The organism is Geobacter anodireducens, assembly GCA_001628815.1.
Taxonomy (GTDB): Bacteria; Desulfobacterota; Desulfuromonadia; order Geobacterales; family Geobacteraceae; genus Geobacter; species Geobacter anodireducens.
The window spans coordinates 2,823,472-2,837,564 of sequence record CP014963.1 but is presented as its reverse complement, the minus strand read 5'-3'; the positions used below and the strand labels follow the sequence as shown (position 1 = coordinate 2,837,564).

The window sequence follows — 14,093 nt, the reverse complement described above, 5'->3', positions numbered from 1 at the left end:
GGAAGATCTACACGATTTCATACACGATAATGGCACACACGGACACCATAAGGACCAGCCCCGTAATGAAGATGGTATCGGCCCAGCGCTCCACGCGATGCATCCTGCGGGAGCTGCGCGTGCGAAGCGCGAAATAGGAGAGGATGCACGACGCAAGGAAGAGGAACGCATCGAGTGCAAGCATATCATCCGCCAGGGTCACGCCCCCGCGGATGGTCAGCACCACGCGCAGCAGCCCGATGACCGTGAGGCATACCCCCACCATGGCCGCCGAGGCGGTGAAGATGTGGATGGACACGTCTTCTTCGAGGCCGAGGTCGCACTGTGTCTTCTGGGTGTCGTTGGTATCCATGGCTCCTGATTGTCACCCGGCGCAACGTACGCCCCAAACGGAGCGACGGGCGGGGCAGGTTGTCTCCCGGGTTCCCGGCTTGGGGGATCATGGCCGGCTCATTGTGGACAACGCACGACTCCGGCACGGGTTTACCGTGCGCAAAAAGAATTTTGTCCCCGAGCCCGGCGGTGTCGCCCCCAGCGGTAGCGCATGGCATCCCCGCCATTGGCGGAGGGTGATTGCGCCCGGTGCCACCCTGTTTTCAGGATGGCGAGGCCGCGGTATTTTCCATTGCCAGTTGCCGGCTGTCGTGCTATCACGGCGGCATTTCCCCGCAAGGAGCGCCACGCCCATGATCCTCACCGGAACCATCGCCAACGTCGCCACCATCTGCGCCGGCGCCCTGATCGGCCGCTATGCCGGCCGCTTCGTCCCCGCCCGGATGCGCCGGACGGTCATGGCTGGGCTGGGGCTGACCGTCCTGCTGATCGGCCTGCAACTGGCGCTCAAGAGCCGCCAGCCGCTCCTGGTGATCGGCGGACTGATCATCGGCGGCATCCTCGGCGAGATGCTCCAGATCGAGGCCCGGCTGGAGGATTTCGGCCGCTGGCTCCAGGCGCGCTTCTCCAGTGCCGGCAACATCGCCGAGGGGTTCGTTTCCGCGAGCCTGCTCTACTGCGTCGGCGCCATGGCCATCATGGGCGCGCTCCAGGACGGCCTCGGCGACAAGCCCTCCATCCTCTACGCCAAGGCCGCCCTCGACGGCGTCGCCTCCATTGCCCTGGCCTCCACCCTCGGCATCGGCGTCCTGTTCGCCGCGCTGCCCGTGGCCCTCTACCAGGGCGGAATCACCCTGGCCGCCGACGTGGCCAAGGGGGTGCTGACCGAGCCCGTCATCGTGGAGATGAACGCCGCCGGCGGCCTGCTGATCGTGGCCATTGCCCTCGACATGATGGAGCTGAAGAGAATCCCGGTCGGCAACCTGCTGCCGTCGGTCTTCGTGGTGGTGGGGCTGGCGTGGGCCTTCGGGCTGGCGTGAGGCGGCGCGTCTGGGGGCAGCCGTGACGTCAGCCGGTCACTTTACGTCTCTCAGGTGGCGCTGATGTTCATCTTGTAGACCCCGTTCTTCACGCGGGTCAGGACATTTTTCTCCAGCATGACCTGAAACGTATTGACTACCGTGGTCTTGCTGGCATTGAGGGCCTCCGCCACTTCGTCATACGTTCCATGGAAAATGAGGTCACCGTCGAGGTGGTTGATAATGTACTCAATGACCTCAACCCGCCTTCCGCCGATCGTGTCGAGCAGTTTCAACAAAAACTCCCTCTGATCCGGCTCGTGTGCCGATCCTTTGTGGGCGGTCACCTTCTGGGTGGCTATGCTGGAGATGAGTTCCAGCATGTCGTGGAAGTTGAACGGCTTGAGCAGGTAACCGTCCGCTTTCAGCCGAAACGCGTCAAGCAGGTATTCAGACTCGGAATGGGCCGAGACGATGACCACGGCGATGTCGGGGTGCTGCTGCTTTACGGATGCCAGCAATTCGATGCCGGAGGCTCCGGGCATCCGGATATCCGTGATGACTATTTCAGGGTGGTGCTCCTCGATGGCTTTCAGTGCCAGTTCTGCGTTCCGCACGCATATGGTCTTTTTGCAGAAGCTGCTCAGGACCATATAGATCTGATCCAGGGCGACTTCCTCGTCATCCACGAAAACAACGGTAATTTCCTTCAAGGCATTTACATCCATATCAGCTCCTTTGTGTGGTTTTGGCAAATTGCAGGCAGATACAGGCGCCAACATGTCGCGTGCCCTGGAACTCAAAGGGCCCGTTCTCGGCCCATACCTTTCCATTGTCAAGGTTTTCGGCAATTTGCCGGCACAAGTAAAGTCCCAGGCCGGTACCGTCCGCCTTGTCCTTGGTGGTGACATACGGTTCGAAAATACGTTTCAGCAGATGCTTGGGAATCCCGCCGGCATTATCCTGGAATCTTACGGTCACCAGGGAGCCGTTTTCCTCGCGGCAGGATATCTGGATGATCCGCTCGCCATCTTTCATGCATAGCTGGTCCCTGGCATTCAACAGGACATTGATCGTCAGTTGCACCAGGTCGTTCACGAACCCTAACGTCATCACGGTTGTTTTGATCTGGTTGTCGATAGTAATCCGGTTCATCTCCATTATTGGCGCCACCATGGCGATGGCCCGCTCAACCGACGCCCGCAGGTCGATCGCCTGCCGGCTGCTGCCGGACATCAGCAGGGCGCGCCAGTCGTCGATAATGCTCGATATATACTGGATGTTCTGGTTAGCCAGGGTAACCTGCTTTTTCAGCAGGGCATCGTCGAGCTGCCCCAACTGGCTCTGCAGCTCAATGTTCTGGATGACTACCGACAGAGTATACAACGGTTGCCGCCATTGGTGGCCGATATAGCCCAACATTTCTCCCAGGGCGCACTGCTTTGAGCGCTGGGCCAGGACCTTTCCCTGGTTGGTGATGATTCTCTCGTACTTGTAGAAGCCGACGAAGTTGATCAAAAACATGAGCCCTGCGCTCACGGCAAAGAAGCCCCCCCAGAGATAGACGTCGCTCCACAGCCTGTCCCGGACATCGGTCATGTCATAGGCAACCAGGATTCTCCCCATCTCCTTGCCTTCGGGGGAAAGAAAGCGGGATGAGGTGCTGACCAGAAAATGCCGGTCTTTCACCCTGAGGTCCGAAAACTCGGAACTCATATCGATCTGATTGAGGATCGGCTTGAAAAACTCGATGTCCTGCTCTCGTTTGTCTTTGCTGGCGGGTGACGGTTCTCCAGGCAGCGGCAGATCGGATGGAATGAACACGGACCCGTCTTTCGTCTGTATGATGACGGTTTTTATGTCATCGAAAATCCACTTGTACGTGAAATGAAAATAAGCGGGACTGGTGGCTACCTTGATGACGCCGACAACGGTGCCATCACTGTCGTTAATGACCGGCACCGCCACGCAATGGTGGAGGGGGAGTGGTCCCGCTTCAAACCCGTAAACAGGTTTGCCGGACGCGAGTGCCGATCGGATGGCCGGGGACGCGAGGTGGGATGTTTGCAGCGCCGGGGCCGAACCGGGATTCTGGTAAATAATGTTCCCTTTTGTGTCGGCAATGAACAGAGCAATCACCGGAACGTATCGCTTGCCGAACGAGGCAAAGACGGGATCGAAAATGCGGCTCAGGCGTTCCCGGTCTTTTCCCACGACATGGGCGGCTACCCCTTGCTCGACAATTATCGACCTGAGGTAATTGTTCATGCGTTGATTGAGCCAGGTTGCCTCGCCCTCGTAAATCTTTTTGAAGGTGCCATTGGTCTTGCTGGTGGAAAAATAGTAATCCGACATTTTCTTCTGCAGGACGAGCAGGGAGAAGAGAAAAAATGTACAGAACAGGAAAATGTACGTGACCGTAACTATTCGGCTTTTATTTGTTTCAAGAAATTTCATCATGATTCGGCTCCAAGGGGGAATTGCCCTATGTGTGGCTGGCCGCTGTAGCTGTACCGGTGCTTGTGGATAGGTATTTGTTACAAAATAATAAACTAAATGCGTTTTGCCGCGCAATGAAATAGTTCCAGTCCTGCTTCATATCGATTCAAGTATACCAGCAAAACAACCCCGTCCCCCACCCGTTTCCTTTTCCCCCGTATTCCGGAAAGTAGCTCGTACATCCATTGAAGCCCTCGCGGGTAGCAGCGGCGTCGTCGGGCTACCGTGCTGTGCCGGCGCCTTGTCCGGCCCCCGGAGCCCCTTTGTGAGCAATTGGTATATTCCTTCTATTAAAAGATAAAAAAGCTTGACTCAAAAAAAATAGTCTGCTTTTATGGACTAAAGTTTTAAATGTTTTGTAAATATGGACTAAAAGTAAGCCTAGTTGTAATATTTGAGGTTTTTAAGCGGTGTTTTTGCTGATTACCAGTACCTGGCGGCGCGGGAGAGTCTCCCCGTCTGTCAATGGGAATGTTCTGAATGGATGCATTTGCGCTGTGCGCGGCCAAAAAAGCAGGGAAAGGAGAAGGTGCCCATGAAATGAAAGGACCAAGCCGTACGCGAAGTTAACACGTCAACTGCTAAGGAGAATAACGATGGTGTCATTAAGAATTTCGAAAATTATCGCGAAAAGCCTCGCCCTGGTAGCCATTCTTTCCAGCACCTGTTTTGCCTTCAGCGAAGGGAGCGACTACGTCGCGCTGAAAAAGCCGATTCCCAACGCGAAGAACACCCTGATCAAGGTTTTCAGCTACGACTGCCCCTTCTGCTACAAGTATGACAAGCAGGTGACCCCCAAGGTGGTGCCCCGGTTGCCGGCTGATCTTCAATTCAGGCCGTTTCACCTTAAGACAAAGGGCAAGTATGGCCCGCAAGGAAGCGAACTGTTTGCCGTCCTGCTGGTCAGGGATCAGAAGAACGGGCTGAAGGACAAAGACCTTTACAGCGAGAAGTCGCTCCTGAAAAAGGCCAAGATGGCCTACTACAACGCCTACCATGACAAGAAGGAGCGCTGGGACGCGGGGCCTGACGCCTACCTGCAGACGGGCCTCAATGCGGTGGGCATGACCAGAGCCGAATTCGACAAAGAGAAGAACGACCCCAAGGTCAAGGCGCTGCTGAAGGAGTGGGACGCCTCCTATGAAGTCGCCAAGATCCAGGGTGTGCCCGCATTCGTCGTCAACGGCAAGTATCTGATCATGACCAAATCGATCACCTCCGTCGATTCCATGCTGCAGCTCATCAACGAACTCAAGAGCAAATAAGGAGATGCGTTGTGAAGCCCACGGAAATGTTTAACACATTCAAGGCCGCCCCGATACAAACGATAGCCGGCTGGCAGGACAAGCGGTTTCTGTGGATCCTGATGGCCGCAGTGAGTCTGTTCATGGTCATTCTGGCCCACTCGGTGTTTCAGATCTGGCTCTACATGAGGCCGTGCGAGCAGTGCGTGTACATCCGGTTCGCCTTCTTCTGCATGGCATTCGGCGGGATCATCGCGGCGATCTACCCCAAAAACATCGGTCTCAAGCTGGTGGGATACGCGCTGGCCTTCTGGGGGACCATCCAGGGGATCGGCTACAGCCTCAAGCTCAACAAGATCCACGAGGCAGCCCACAGCGACAACCCCTTTGGCGTGCAGGGATGCAATCCCGAGCCGACCTTCCCGTTTCACCTGCCGCTGGACAAGTGGTCCCCCGAATGGTTCAAGCCGACCGGCGACTGCGGCTACGACAACCCGATCATCCCTGACGGAGTTGTGCTGAGCAACCTGCAGAAAACAATCACCGACTTCTACCAGGATGGCTGGTACCTGTGGCCGCCCTCGCATTTCATGAACATGGCGCAGGCCTGCCTGATCACCTTCGGCATCTGCCTGCTGGTGCTCGCCGTTGCCGCTGCATGCTGGCTGCTTACCCTGTGGCGCAAGCGCCGCTCGTTAGAAGCAACCGAACGCCTTGCGTGCACGGGAAAACATGCGTAACAGACCCCGGGCAAACGGCCTTGGGCGAGAAGAGCGGCATGCAGCCGCAAACTACATCAAAAGGAGACACGGGAATGAATAGACCAAAAGCAGCACTGCTGAAAACCGGAAAAATGGCGCGGCTCGTGTTGTGCGCTGCCATGCTCGGCGCTGCAGTCCCGACTATGGCCTTGGCCATCGGCGGGGCCAGCGGGGCAAAGATTGACTATGAAATACAGGGCCAAATCGGGGAGGTCCAGATCAACCCCTATAAAATTGCCCCGTTGACCGCGATTATCAAGGACGGAGGTTACACCATTTCCGATGCGAGCGTCACCATCGTGCCCAAAAAGGGTGGCCAGACCATTTCCTATAGGGTCGCAGCCTCTCGCCTGAAAGACTACGCCGGTATTCCTGTCTTTGGATTGTATGCAGATTACACCAACACGGTAAACGTGGAGTATGTCAAGCACTATGGCGGCAAAGCGGAGAAGATCAAAGAGTCGTACACCATCTACGCCCCGCCTCTTTATAGCGACCCCGACGGTACGATTTTCCAAAAGGGCGCTTTTTTCAGGGATGTGAAGGTAACTAAAGTGGATAAGGAGTTTGCCGACAGACTCTACTTTGTCAACAACCTGGCAGAAAAGAGCGGCAACGGCACCAAGGTCGTCTGGAACAACCCGGTCGGCGGCGCCCTGGAGTGGAACTTTGCCCCCCAGAACTTCATTATCGATACGCAGGGCGAAGTTCGCTGGTACATGTTCGCCAACCCCATCTATGACCTTGAAAGCATCTACCACGGCGGCGTCATGATGGGCTTCAAGCAGAACGACGACGGAGCCTGAGCTGGGGATACGGCCAGAGATACGCCAAATACGACATCATGGGGCGTGAGATATTCAACCGCAGACTCCCCAATGGCTACAATGATTTTTCACACTCCATGGAAACCATGAAGAACGGCCACTTCCTGCTGCGGGTCGGCAGCGCCAACTACAAGCGCCCTGACGGCAAGAATGTCAGAACGGTCCGCGACGTAATCCTTGAGGTGGATGCCAACGGGAATGTTGTCGATGACTGGAGATTGTTCGAAATATTGGATTCGTACCGGGACGTGGTCCTCAAGGTTCTCGACCAGGGGGCGGTCTGCCTGAACATTGACGCCAGCCAGGCCGGCCACACCCTGACGGCCGATGATCTCGCCAAGATGGACAAGAACGATCACTTCGGGGATATCGTCGGAAGTGGCCCCGGACGCAACTGGGCCCATGTCAACAGTGTCGATTACGATGAAGAGGACGACTCGATCATCATCAGCTCCCGCCACCAGTCTGCAATCATAAAGATCGGCCGGGACAAGAAGGTCAAGTGGATCCTGGGGAGCCCGGAAGGGTGGAAGGGTGACTTCGTTGGGAAGGTGCTCACGCCCGTCGATGCCAAAGGCGCTAAGATTGCGTGTGAAAACAGCAAGTGCGAAGGCGATTTCGATTGGACCTGGACGCAGCATACTGCCTTTAAAATCGACAGCAAGAGCAAGGGTGACATCATCTATGTGAGCGCCTTTGACAATGGCGATGCCCGTGGCATGGAGCAACCGGCCCTCCCGAGCATGAAGTATTCCCGTGCCGTTATCTACAAGATCGACCAGAAGAAAATGACTGTCGAGCAGGTTTGGGAATACGGCAAGGACAGGGGATACGGTTGGTTCAGTCCTGTGACGTCGCTGACCGAATACCAACCTGACAAGAACTCTGTTTTTGCCTATTCAGCAACTGCCGGCGCGGATTTCAACGTGAAATCCGGAGCATTTACGACCGCCCCCAATCCGTTCATCAATGAATTCAAGTGGGGAGCAAAAGAGCCTTCCGTGGAAATTCAGATCATGAATGCCACCGGCTACCAGGCAATGCCCTTCAACATCGAGAAAGCCTTGAGCAAGTAAACGTTTGTGCCATGCCCTCAGGCAGCAAGGTCAGCCTTCTGTCTGAGGGCTTTTTTTGCCGCGGTACCGTTTTCCGTCGGCTGACGGCTGCACGCAGATTGGATGTTCAGTACAACTGATTGATTGCGAAGGAGATTTCCATGCAAACCTGGCGAATACACATACTCGGTGCCATGGCCGGCCTGTTGCTGGCCGTTTCCCCTGCCGCCGCCGACGTGGCGGTAGGGGAGATCGGGAACGTCCTCGACAAGTTCTCCATCGGGATGGACCTCAACCTCTTCTACCGTTACGACAGCAATCCGTATTACGGAGCCCCGATCGGCGGCGCTCATAATTCCACCAAGACGCAAACACAGTGGGGAGAAATTTACACCACCCTGCGTTTGACCGCCGAGAAGGATTTCGGCTGGGCCAAGACCAAGGCGCAATTCGCTCCTTTCTACACCCAGACCATCGGCACCGATGCCTACGGAATTGCCAAAGACCAGGGGGATCTGCAAGTCGACCAGGCCTGGATGCGTTTCGGCGAGATCTACGGGGGGCCGTTCAGCCTCACCCTCGGGCGCCAGAACATACGCCTGGAAAACTGGCTGGTTGTTGCCGGCGGGGGCGAGAAGCAGGACCAGGCCCTCTGGCTCAACTTCCACGGCAGCTTCCCCTTTGCCGTGCGTCTTGACGGCGATTTCGGCAAGCTCACCTCAACCCTGTTCTGGGCCCGTTCCAACAATTACGCGAAAAAGTGGGACGAAACCTTCAAGGTCGGGCCGAAAAAGGATGTGGAACTGGCCGGCCTGAACCTGCACTACAACTTCAACGAGGGCAATTACGTCTTCGGCGGCGCCTACCGCAAGTTCGACAACAGCACTAAGACCATAGACTACACCGGCGAGTACCTGGACGGCGTGGTCGCGGGAGGGAACGACACCCTTGCCTATGACCTGGGTACGCACCTGACCCTGGGAGGGCTGGTGGTGGAGGCCGAAGGGGTGCTGCAGAAGGGGAGCGCCGGAACCCTCAACGACATTGACCGGGACCGCGATGCCTTCGGCGGCTTTGCCAGCCTGACCTACAATCTGCCGGTGGCCTACTCGCCTTACCTGCGCTGCTCGTATTTCTACTTCTCCGGCGAAGACAAGCCGGGCGACAACAAGGCCCGCGACTACGACCCGATGTTCAGCGGCTTTGCCTCCTGGAACCGGTTCGTGATCGGCGAGGTGACCGGCGAACTGCACCTGCCCAACTCCAACAAGAAGTCGACCTTGATCGAGGCCGGCTTCAGCCCGGCGGAGAACGTTGCCGTGTCGCTGCACTACCTGCAGCACAAGCTCGACAAGAACTATTACCTGTACACTCCGACCTCTTCCGATGATTGGTCCCAGGAGGTCAACCTGTTCGTGGACGTACCGATCAATAAAAACCTGTTCGCCCATGTCGGCACCGGTGTCGGCATTCCCGGGGATGCCGCCGAAGAGATCATGGGCAGGGACAAGAATGACTTCTTTGCCCAGGTCTGGCTGAAATACTCCTTCTAGTCGTTGCGCGAAGGAGATTGCCGTTGAACACGGGCGTGGCGCTGCCGCCTGGTGCCACGTCCCAGACGCAAGCAGTTGAAACCGGATCCCCTCACAGGCAGTACCCTCCAGCACTGCAAAAGCTGGTGGGCAGACAGCCTGTCTGCCTGCCAGGTCAGCCGGCCCGGGAAGATCCCTGCCGGTTCCGGCTGGACTGCCGGCACAGCCAACTGTGGCCCTGAGGAGTTTTACGATGTTGCGATTGATACCTTATCTCTGCGCCTGCCTGCTGGCCTTGGCCCCGTATGCCATGGCCGCGTCGAATCCGGCGCCGAAACCAGCAGCGAATAAAGCGGTTGCCGGTGTGGCTGTGGTCGGTTCCCCTGCCCCGGATCTCAACCTTGTAACTGCCAGGGGCGAGTCCAGAACTCTGAGGCAGTACCGCGGCAAGATCGTACTGTTGAACTTCTGGGCCTCATGGTGCCCCTACTGCCGGGAGGAAATGCCCTCCATGGATCGGCTGGCCAAGCTGTTTCCCCGGGGTGAGGTGGTCGTCCTGGCGGTCAATGTCGAAAAGAAATTCCCCGACAGGTATCGTACGGCGCCTATCAGGCTGTTGAAATTCAAATAGAGAAAACAGCCGTTTTATGGTAGTTTATCGCGCATAACACTTTGCAATTATTGAGGAAAGTTATGCGCGGTTTTGACAGCAACACAGAAGCACTTTTTACCTATGTGACTCCTGAATCCTTTGTCCCGAAGGACCACCCCTTGCGGGCCATTCGTAAAATGGCTGACGAAGCCCTGGCAGGGATGGACAAGCTCTTTGACAGTATGTATGCCACAACCGGCAGATCGTCGATCCCGCCGGAGAAGCTCTTGAAAGCCCAACTGCTGATGATTCTTTACTCCATCCGTAGCAACCGGCAGCTGGTGGAGCAGATCCACTACAACTTCCTGTTCCGCTGGTTCCTTGGTATGGGCCTGGATGAGAAGGTCTGGGACCATTCCAGTTTTACCAAGAACAGCGAACGGTTGATCGGTTCCGAGGTTGCTGCCGAGTTTCTGTCACGGATACTGGCTCAGGCGGAAAGAAAGCGCCTTTTGTCACGCGAGCACTTCACGGTTGATGGCACCCTCATCGAAGCCTGGGCATCCATCAAGAGCTTCAAGCCCAAGGATGGTCCACCGTCAGCTGGCGGTGGAGGCAGAAACGAGACCGTGGATTTCAAAGGGCAGAAGCTTACCAACGAAACCCATGGTTCTGTTACCGATCCCGATGCCCGTCTCTACCGCAAGGGAAAGACCAAGGAAGCCAAGCTCTGCTACCAGGGGCACACCCTGATGGAGAACCGCAGTGGCCTGATTGTCAGGACCAAGGTAACAATGGCATCCGGTTCCGGCGAACGCGAAGCGGCAAAGACAATGGTGCAGCGTCTCCCCCGGACCACCCGCCGCATATCGCTTGGCGGTGACAAAGGCTACGACACGGAAGCCTTCGTCAGAGAACTCCGCCGGCTCAGGATCACACCGCACGTGGCGCAGAACACCACGAACAGAAAGTCGGCCATTGACGGTAGAACCACCAATCATCCGAACTACGCCATCAGCCAGAAGATCAGGAAACGGATCGAAGAAGGCTTTGGCTGGATGAAGACCGTAGGCAGGTTACGCAAAACGATGTACCGGGGAATCGAGAAAATCGCCATGCAACTTGACCTGCACGCAGCGGCTTACAACCTGGTTCGGATGAAAAACCTGGGCCTTGGTGTCACCTGACAGGGGGAACATCCCTCGAATCAGGCAACAACAGCAGCATATGAGGTTGATAAAGAGCAAAACGGCGGACTGAAACCCGATAAAGCGCTCAACTGATTCAAAAAAATCGAACTAAAAGTTCTTCAATCTCAAATAGGGCCGATTTTCAACGACCTGCTATTGCGTTCGAGATGCTCAGCGATCCCCTTGAGCAGGCACAGCTACGGTATGGGGTCAGGAACTTGCCGGACACCTTCGTCATTGACCGCAACGGGATTGTCAGGGATCGGGTGAAGGGGGCGATAGCCTGGGATGACCCTACCGTCATTCGCTATCTGCAAGCCCTGGTCCGGGGGTGAGTAAATGAACATTGGTTCCGACATCACCTTCTGGATTGCGTTCTCCGCAGGTTTTCTCTCCTTTTTCTCCCCCTGCGTGCTGCCGTTGGTCCCCTCATACATTACCTACATCACCGGGCTTTCCTTCGGCCAGTTGCAGGATGCCCATCCCGGCAACAGGGTCCGCCTGATCGTTCTGGTCCATTCCGTGACGTTTGTCCTCGGTTTTTCCGTTGTCTTCATCAGCCTGGGAGCTCTTGCCGGCATCGCTTCTTCCACCTTCCAGTCGCTTATGCATGACGGGATGATCTGGCTACAACGGGCCGGAGGAATTCTGGTTTTCCTGTTTGGCGTTCACATGAGCGGCGTGTTCCACTTCGGAGCATTGCTGGGGGACAAACGTGTCCAGATCCGCAACAAACCGAGCGGGCTGGCGGGTACGTTCCTTGTTGGGCTGGCTTTTGCAGCCGGGTGGACACCCTGCATCGGCCCCATCCTGGGGGCCATACTTGCCATGGCGGCCGGCACGGCGGACTCCGCATCGCGAAGCGTGTTTCTTCTTGCCGCCTATGCGGCGGGCCTGGGCATCCCCTTTGTGATCTCGGGGGTGCTGTTGCACGGCTTTATGGGCTTTTTCAGACGATTTCGCATGCATGTCAGGCTCATGGAGATTCTTACCGGAGTTCTCCTGATGATCGTTGGCGTACTTTTATTCAGCGGCTGGCTCGGCACGTTGTCACAACTTGTTTACCAATGGTTGCCCGCTTCACGGTAAACGGATTAACAAGAGAGGTGTTTCATGAAAGCAAGGGTTGTCATGCTGATGGTTACCGTTATCATGCTGATGGTTACAGTGGCTGTGGCTGCGATCAATGTCCATCAGTCCATCCTGACGCCGGTGCTCTTGAATTCGGGAGTTCGCGTAATAGACATTCGCACCGAAAAAGAGTGGCGGGAAACCGGGATTATCAAAGGCTCTCTCTGTCTGACATTTTTCAATGAGGACAAGCAGTACGATGCGGAAGCCTTCCTGGCTAAATTGAAAAAACGCGTTAATCCCAATGATAAGATTGCCATTGTATGCAGGTCGGGCAATCGGTCGCTCCAAGTCAGCAAATTCCTCGTTCAGAGAGGGTTTTCATCCGTGACCAACATAGTCGGGGGAATAGTCAGCGCAGATGACGCGGGCATCAAGCTGGTGCCGTATCATTAAGGGATAGCCGCTTACTGTGCGTGGACAACACTCCACTGCTCCACGGTGCGCCGGGTTTCGTTCTGGGCGTCCACGATGGGAGGGGCAGGGCAAAACTGCCGGGATACCGGGTTAGTAAAAGTTTTATTCCGGATGGAAGGCTGCCAACTCCCTTGTATCCGGTTGAATTGGCGTGACATGACGCGCTGCCGGCGCTTGCCGGCGGGGTGAGTATATCGGGCCGGGATCTGGGGCCTTCGCAGCGCCCCGCGCTACAGGACTTTCATGCCGATCCTGTCCCAGCGCACGGCACGTGCCGTGCGATCCCAGGACCAATAAATGCTCCTCACGGTCCCTTTCACGTTCTCACTGGGCACGAAGCCCCAGAAGCGGCTGTCGTAGCTCCGGTCGCGATTGTCACCCATTGTGAAATACGATCCCGCCGGCACAATCACGGGAGCGAGGTTGTCTCTCGGGTTCTCGGTTGCGGGAATCATGGTCGGTTCATTGTGCACAACGTACGGCTCGGGCACGGAGGAGCCGTTCACGAGAAGAACCTTGTCCCTGATCTCGACGGTGTCCCCCTCAACGGCCACTACGCGCTTGACGAACTCTTTCGAGGGATCTTCCGGATACGCGAACACCACCAGGTCGCCCCGCTTCGGCTCCCGTGCCGCCGTGCGCTGATCCACGAGAATGTGATCGCCGATCAGCAGGGTATCTTCCATGGACGCGGCCGGGATGTGATACGCCTGTATCAGGTAAGACTTGATCGCTCCCGACAGCACGGTGGACACGCCCGCCGAAAGAACCAGCACATAGCCTACATAGGCAAACCATCGGTTGTACCTGGCCGTCTCGTAATGATCTTTGTGTGTTCTCGCCATATCAACCGCGTCCACAATGCACAAAACATTGAACGCGAGGCTGATGATGACGAGCAGGACCAGCAGATAGCGATCCGGCGTATAGATACTGGCCGCAACGGCAAACGCGAACACAAGGAATTGCTCTATGCCGAACAGGATCAGGCCTCTCACGGGATAGCCCGCGTACAGATGGCCCAGCCTCTGGTGACCAGGGTCAGCACACCTGCAAGCCAGGGTTTTCTGGGTTTATCCGGCATTTCGTCCTCCGGGGGGTGAGGCAGGGGGCGGATTTGCAGGCTTCGGCGTTCACCTTCCTCGCCTGCCCGGCCATTCACGCGCTACTGAGCCCCGCTGTTCGCAAGGTCCCTGACAAACTGCTCCGCGGCCCGTTTCATCGAGCCCGACACGATCAACCTGCTGGCGGTCTTTCTCGTGACAAGGGAATACCACTTCAATGGCGCATCCGCATCGTGGTCCGCCATGTCCGAGCAGTACGTTCTGTTGAGAAATGGCGACGATACCTTGAATTGCACAAAACCGTGGGCAACGATATACCCCGCTCCGATCAGCTTGAAAGACAGCCCCTCCAACTCCACTATGATGGCCATGTTAACCGCTCGATTATGACCTTGAAAATGCGCCTCTAAGGGTAAAAATCTTCCGAAA

13 protein-coding genes and 1 pseudogene are annotated in these 14,093 nt (G+C 56.5%); 9 read left to right on the top strand and 5 right to left on the bottom strand.

The features are described 5' to 3' along the window. Positions 1–7: 7 nt before the first annotated feature. The gene (locus tag A2G06_12985; protein ID ANA41032.1) at positions 8–352 is read right to left on the bottom strand and encodes a hypothetical protein; all 345 of its coding nucleotides are present in this window, start codon (positions 350–352) and stop codon (positions 8–10) included. A 334-nt stretch (positions 353–686) separates the two neighbouring features. On the opposite strand from A2G06_12985, the gene A2G06_12980 reads away from it, so the two are divergent. Then, positions 687–1,373 (top strand): hypothetical protein, encoded by a 687-nt coding sequence (locus A2G06_12980; GenBank protein ANA41031.1) that lies wholly within the window; start codon positions 687–689, stop codon positions 1,371–1,373. A 50-nt stretch (positions 1,374–1,423) separates the two neighbouring features. Here A2G06_12980 and A2G06_12975 read toward each other — a convergent pair whose 3' ends face one another. Both A2G06_12975 and A2G06_12970 read right to left on the bottom strand, forming a co-directional pair. Then, entirely contained in the window at positions 1,424–2,080 is a 657-nt protein-coding gene (locus tag A2G06_12975; GenBank protein ANA41030.1) for a histidine kinase, read from the bottom strand. Position 2,081: 1 nt separating this feature from the next. Next, a complete protein-coding gene (locus A2G06_12970; protein ID ANA41029.1) occupies positions 2,082–3,812 on the bottom strand; it encodes a histidine kinase in 1,731 nt (576 codons plus the stop codon). 638 nt (positions 3,813–4,450) lie between these two features. Here A2G06_12970 and A2G06_12965 point away from each other — a divergent pair. The 8 genes and pseudogenes from A2G06_12965 (at position 4,451) to A2G06_12930 (ending at position 12,579) form a co-directional block, all read left to right on the top strand. Further along, the gene (locus A2G06_12965) at positions 4,451–5,116 is read left to right on the top strand and encodes a thiol:disulfide interchange protein (protein ANA41681.1); all 666 of its coding nucleotides are present in this window, start codon (positions 4,451–4,453) and stop codon (positions 5,114–5,116) included. Positions 5,117–5,127: 11 nt separating this feature from the next. After that, positions 5,128–5,835, top strand: coding sequence for a disulfide oxidoreductase (locus A2G06_12960; GenBank protein ANA41028.1), 708 nt, complete (start codon positions 5,128–5,130; stop codon positions 5,833–5,835). Positions 5,836–5,909: 74 nt separating this feature from the next. Continuing rightward, positions 5,910–7,759, top strand: a pseudogene (locus A2G06_12955) (aryl-sulfate sulfotransferase). A 140-nt stretch (positions 7,760–7,899) separates the two neighbouring features. Further along, complete coding sequence (locus tag A2G06_12950) at positions 7,900–9,291, top strand: hypothetical protein (protein ANA41027.1); 1,392 nt, start codon at positions 7,900–7,902, stop codon at positions 9,289–9,291. Between the two features lie 232 nt (positions 9,292–9,523). Beyond that, positions 9,524–9,901 carry a hypothetical protein gene (locus tag A2G06_12945; protein ANA41026.1) on the top strand — a complete coding sequence of 126 codons (378 nt, stop codon included), beginning with the start codon at positions 9,524–9,526 and terminating at the stop codon, positions 9,899–9,901. Positions 9,902–9,963: 62 nt separating this feature from the next. Then, positions 9,964–11,049, top strand: coding sequence for a transposase (locus A2G06_12940; protein ANA41025.1), 1,086 nt, complete (start codon positions 9,964–9,966; stop codon positions 11,047–11,049). A 342-nt stretch (positions 11,050–11,391) separates the two neighbouring features. Further along, on the top strand, positions 11,392–12,141 hold the full coding sequence (locus A2G06_12935; GenBank protein ANA41024.1) for a cytochrome C biogenesis protein: 750 nt from the start codon (positions 11,392–11,394) through the stop codon (positions 12,139–12,141). 24 nt (positions 12,142–12,165) lie between these two features. Beyond that, positions 12,166–12,579: a hypothetical protein gene (locus A2G06_12930; protein ID ANA41023.1), complete on the top strand. Its 414-nt coding sequence runs from the start codon at positions 12,166–12,168 to the stop codon at positions 12,577–12,579. Between the two features lie 251 nt (positions 12,580–12,830). Here the strand turns inward: A2G06_12930 and A2G06_12925 are convergent, their stop codons facing one another. Continuing rightward, on the bottom strand, positions 12,831–13,445 hold the full coding sequence (locus A2G06_12925) for a signal peptidase I (protein ANA41680.1): 615 nt from the start codon (positions 13,443–13,445) through the stop codon (positions 12,831–12,833). A 320-nt stretch (positions 13,446–13,765) separates the two neighbouring features. Next, the gene (locus A2G06_12920) at positions 13,766–14,035 is read right to left on the bottom strand and encodes a hypothetical protein (protein ID ANA41022.1); all 270 of its coding nucleotides are present in this window, start codon (positions 14,033–14,035) and stop codon (positions 13,766–13,768) included. Positions 14,036–14,093 lie beyond the last annotated feature (58 nt).

Bases quoted from the DNA above. Each gene is read 5' to 3' on its own strand.
- A2G06_12985 (ANA41032.1), bottom strand. From the start codon at position 352: ATGGATACCAACGACACCCAGAAGACACAGTGCGACCTCGGCCTCGAA.
- A2G06_12935 (ANA41024.1), top strand. From the start codon at position 11,392: ATGAACATTGGTTCCGACATCACCTTCTGGATTGCGTTCTCCGCAGGT.
- A2G06_12940 (ANA41025.1), top strand. From the start codon at position 9,964: ATGCGCGGTTTTGACAGCAACACAGAAGCACTTTTTACCTATGTGACT.
- A2G06_12950 (ANA41027.1), top strand. From the start codon at position 7,900: ATGCAAACCTGGCGAATACACATACTCGGTGCCATGGCCGGCCTGTTG.
- A2G06_12925 (ANA41680.1), bottom strand. From the start codon at position 13,445: ATGGCGAGAACACACAAAGATCATTACGAGACGGCCAGGTACAACCGA.
- A2G06_12970 (ANA41029.1), bottom strand. From the start codon at position 3,812: ATGATGAAATTTCTTGAAACAAATAAAAGCCGAATAGTTACGGTCACG.
- A2G06_12975 (ANA41030.1), bottom strand. From the start codon at position 2,080: ATGGATGTAAATGCCTTGAAGGAAATTACCGTTGTTTTCGTGGATGAC.
- A2G06_12930 (ANA41023.1), top strand. From the start codon at position 12,166: ATGAAAGCAAGGGTTGTCATGCTGATGGTTACCGTTATCATGCTGATG.
- A2G06_12945 (ANA41026.1), top strand. From the start codon at position 9,524: ATGTTGCGATTGATACCTTATCTCTGCGCCTGCCTGCTGGCCTTGGCC.
- A2G06_12980 (ANA41031.1), top strand. From the start codon at position 687: ATGATCCTCACCGGAACCATCGCCAACGTCGCCACCATCTGCGCCGGC.
- A2G06_12920 (ANA41022.1), bottom strand. From the start codon at position 14,035: ATGGCCATCATAGTGGAGTTGGAGGGGCTGTCTTTCAAGCTGATCGGA.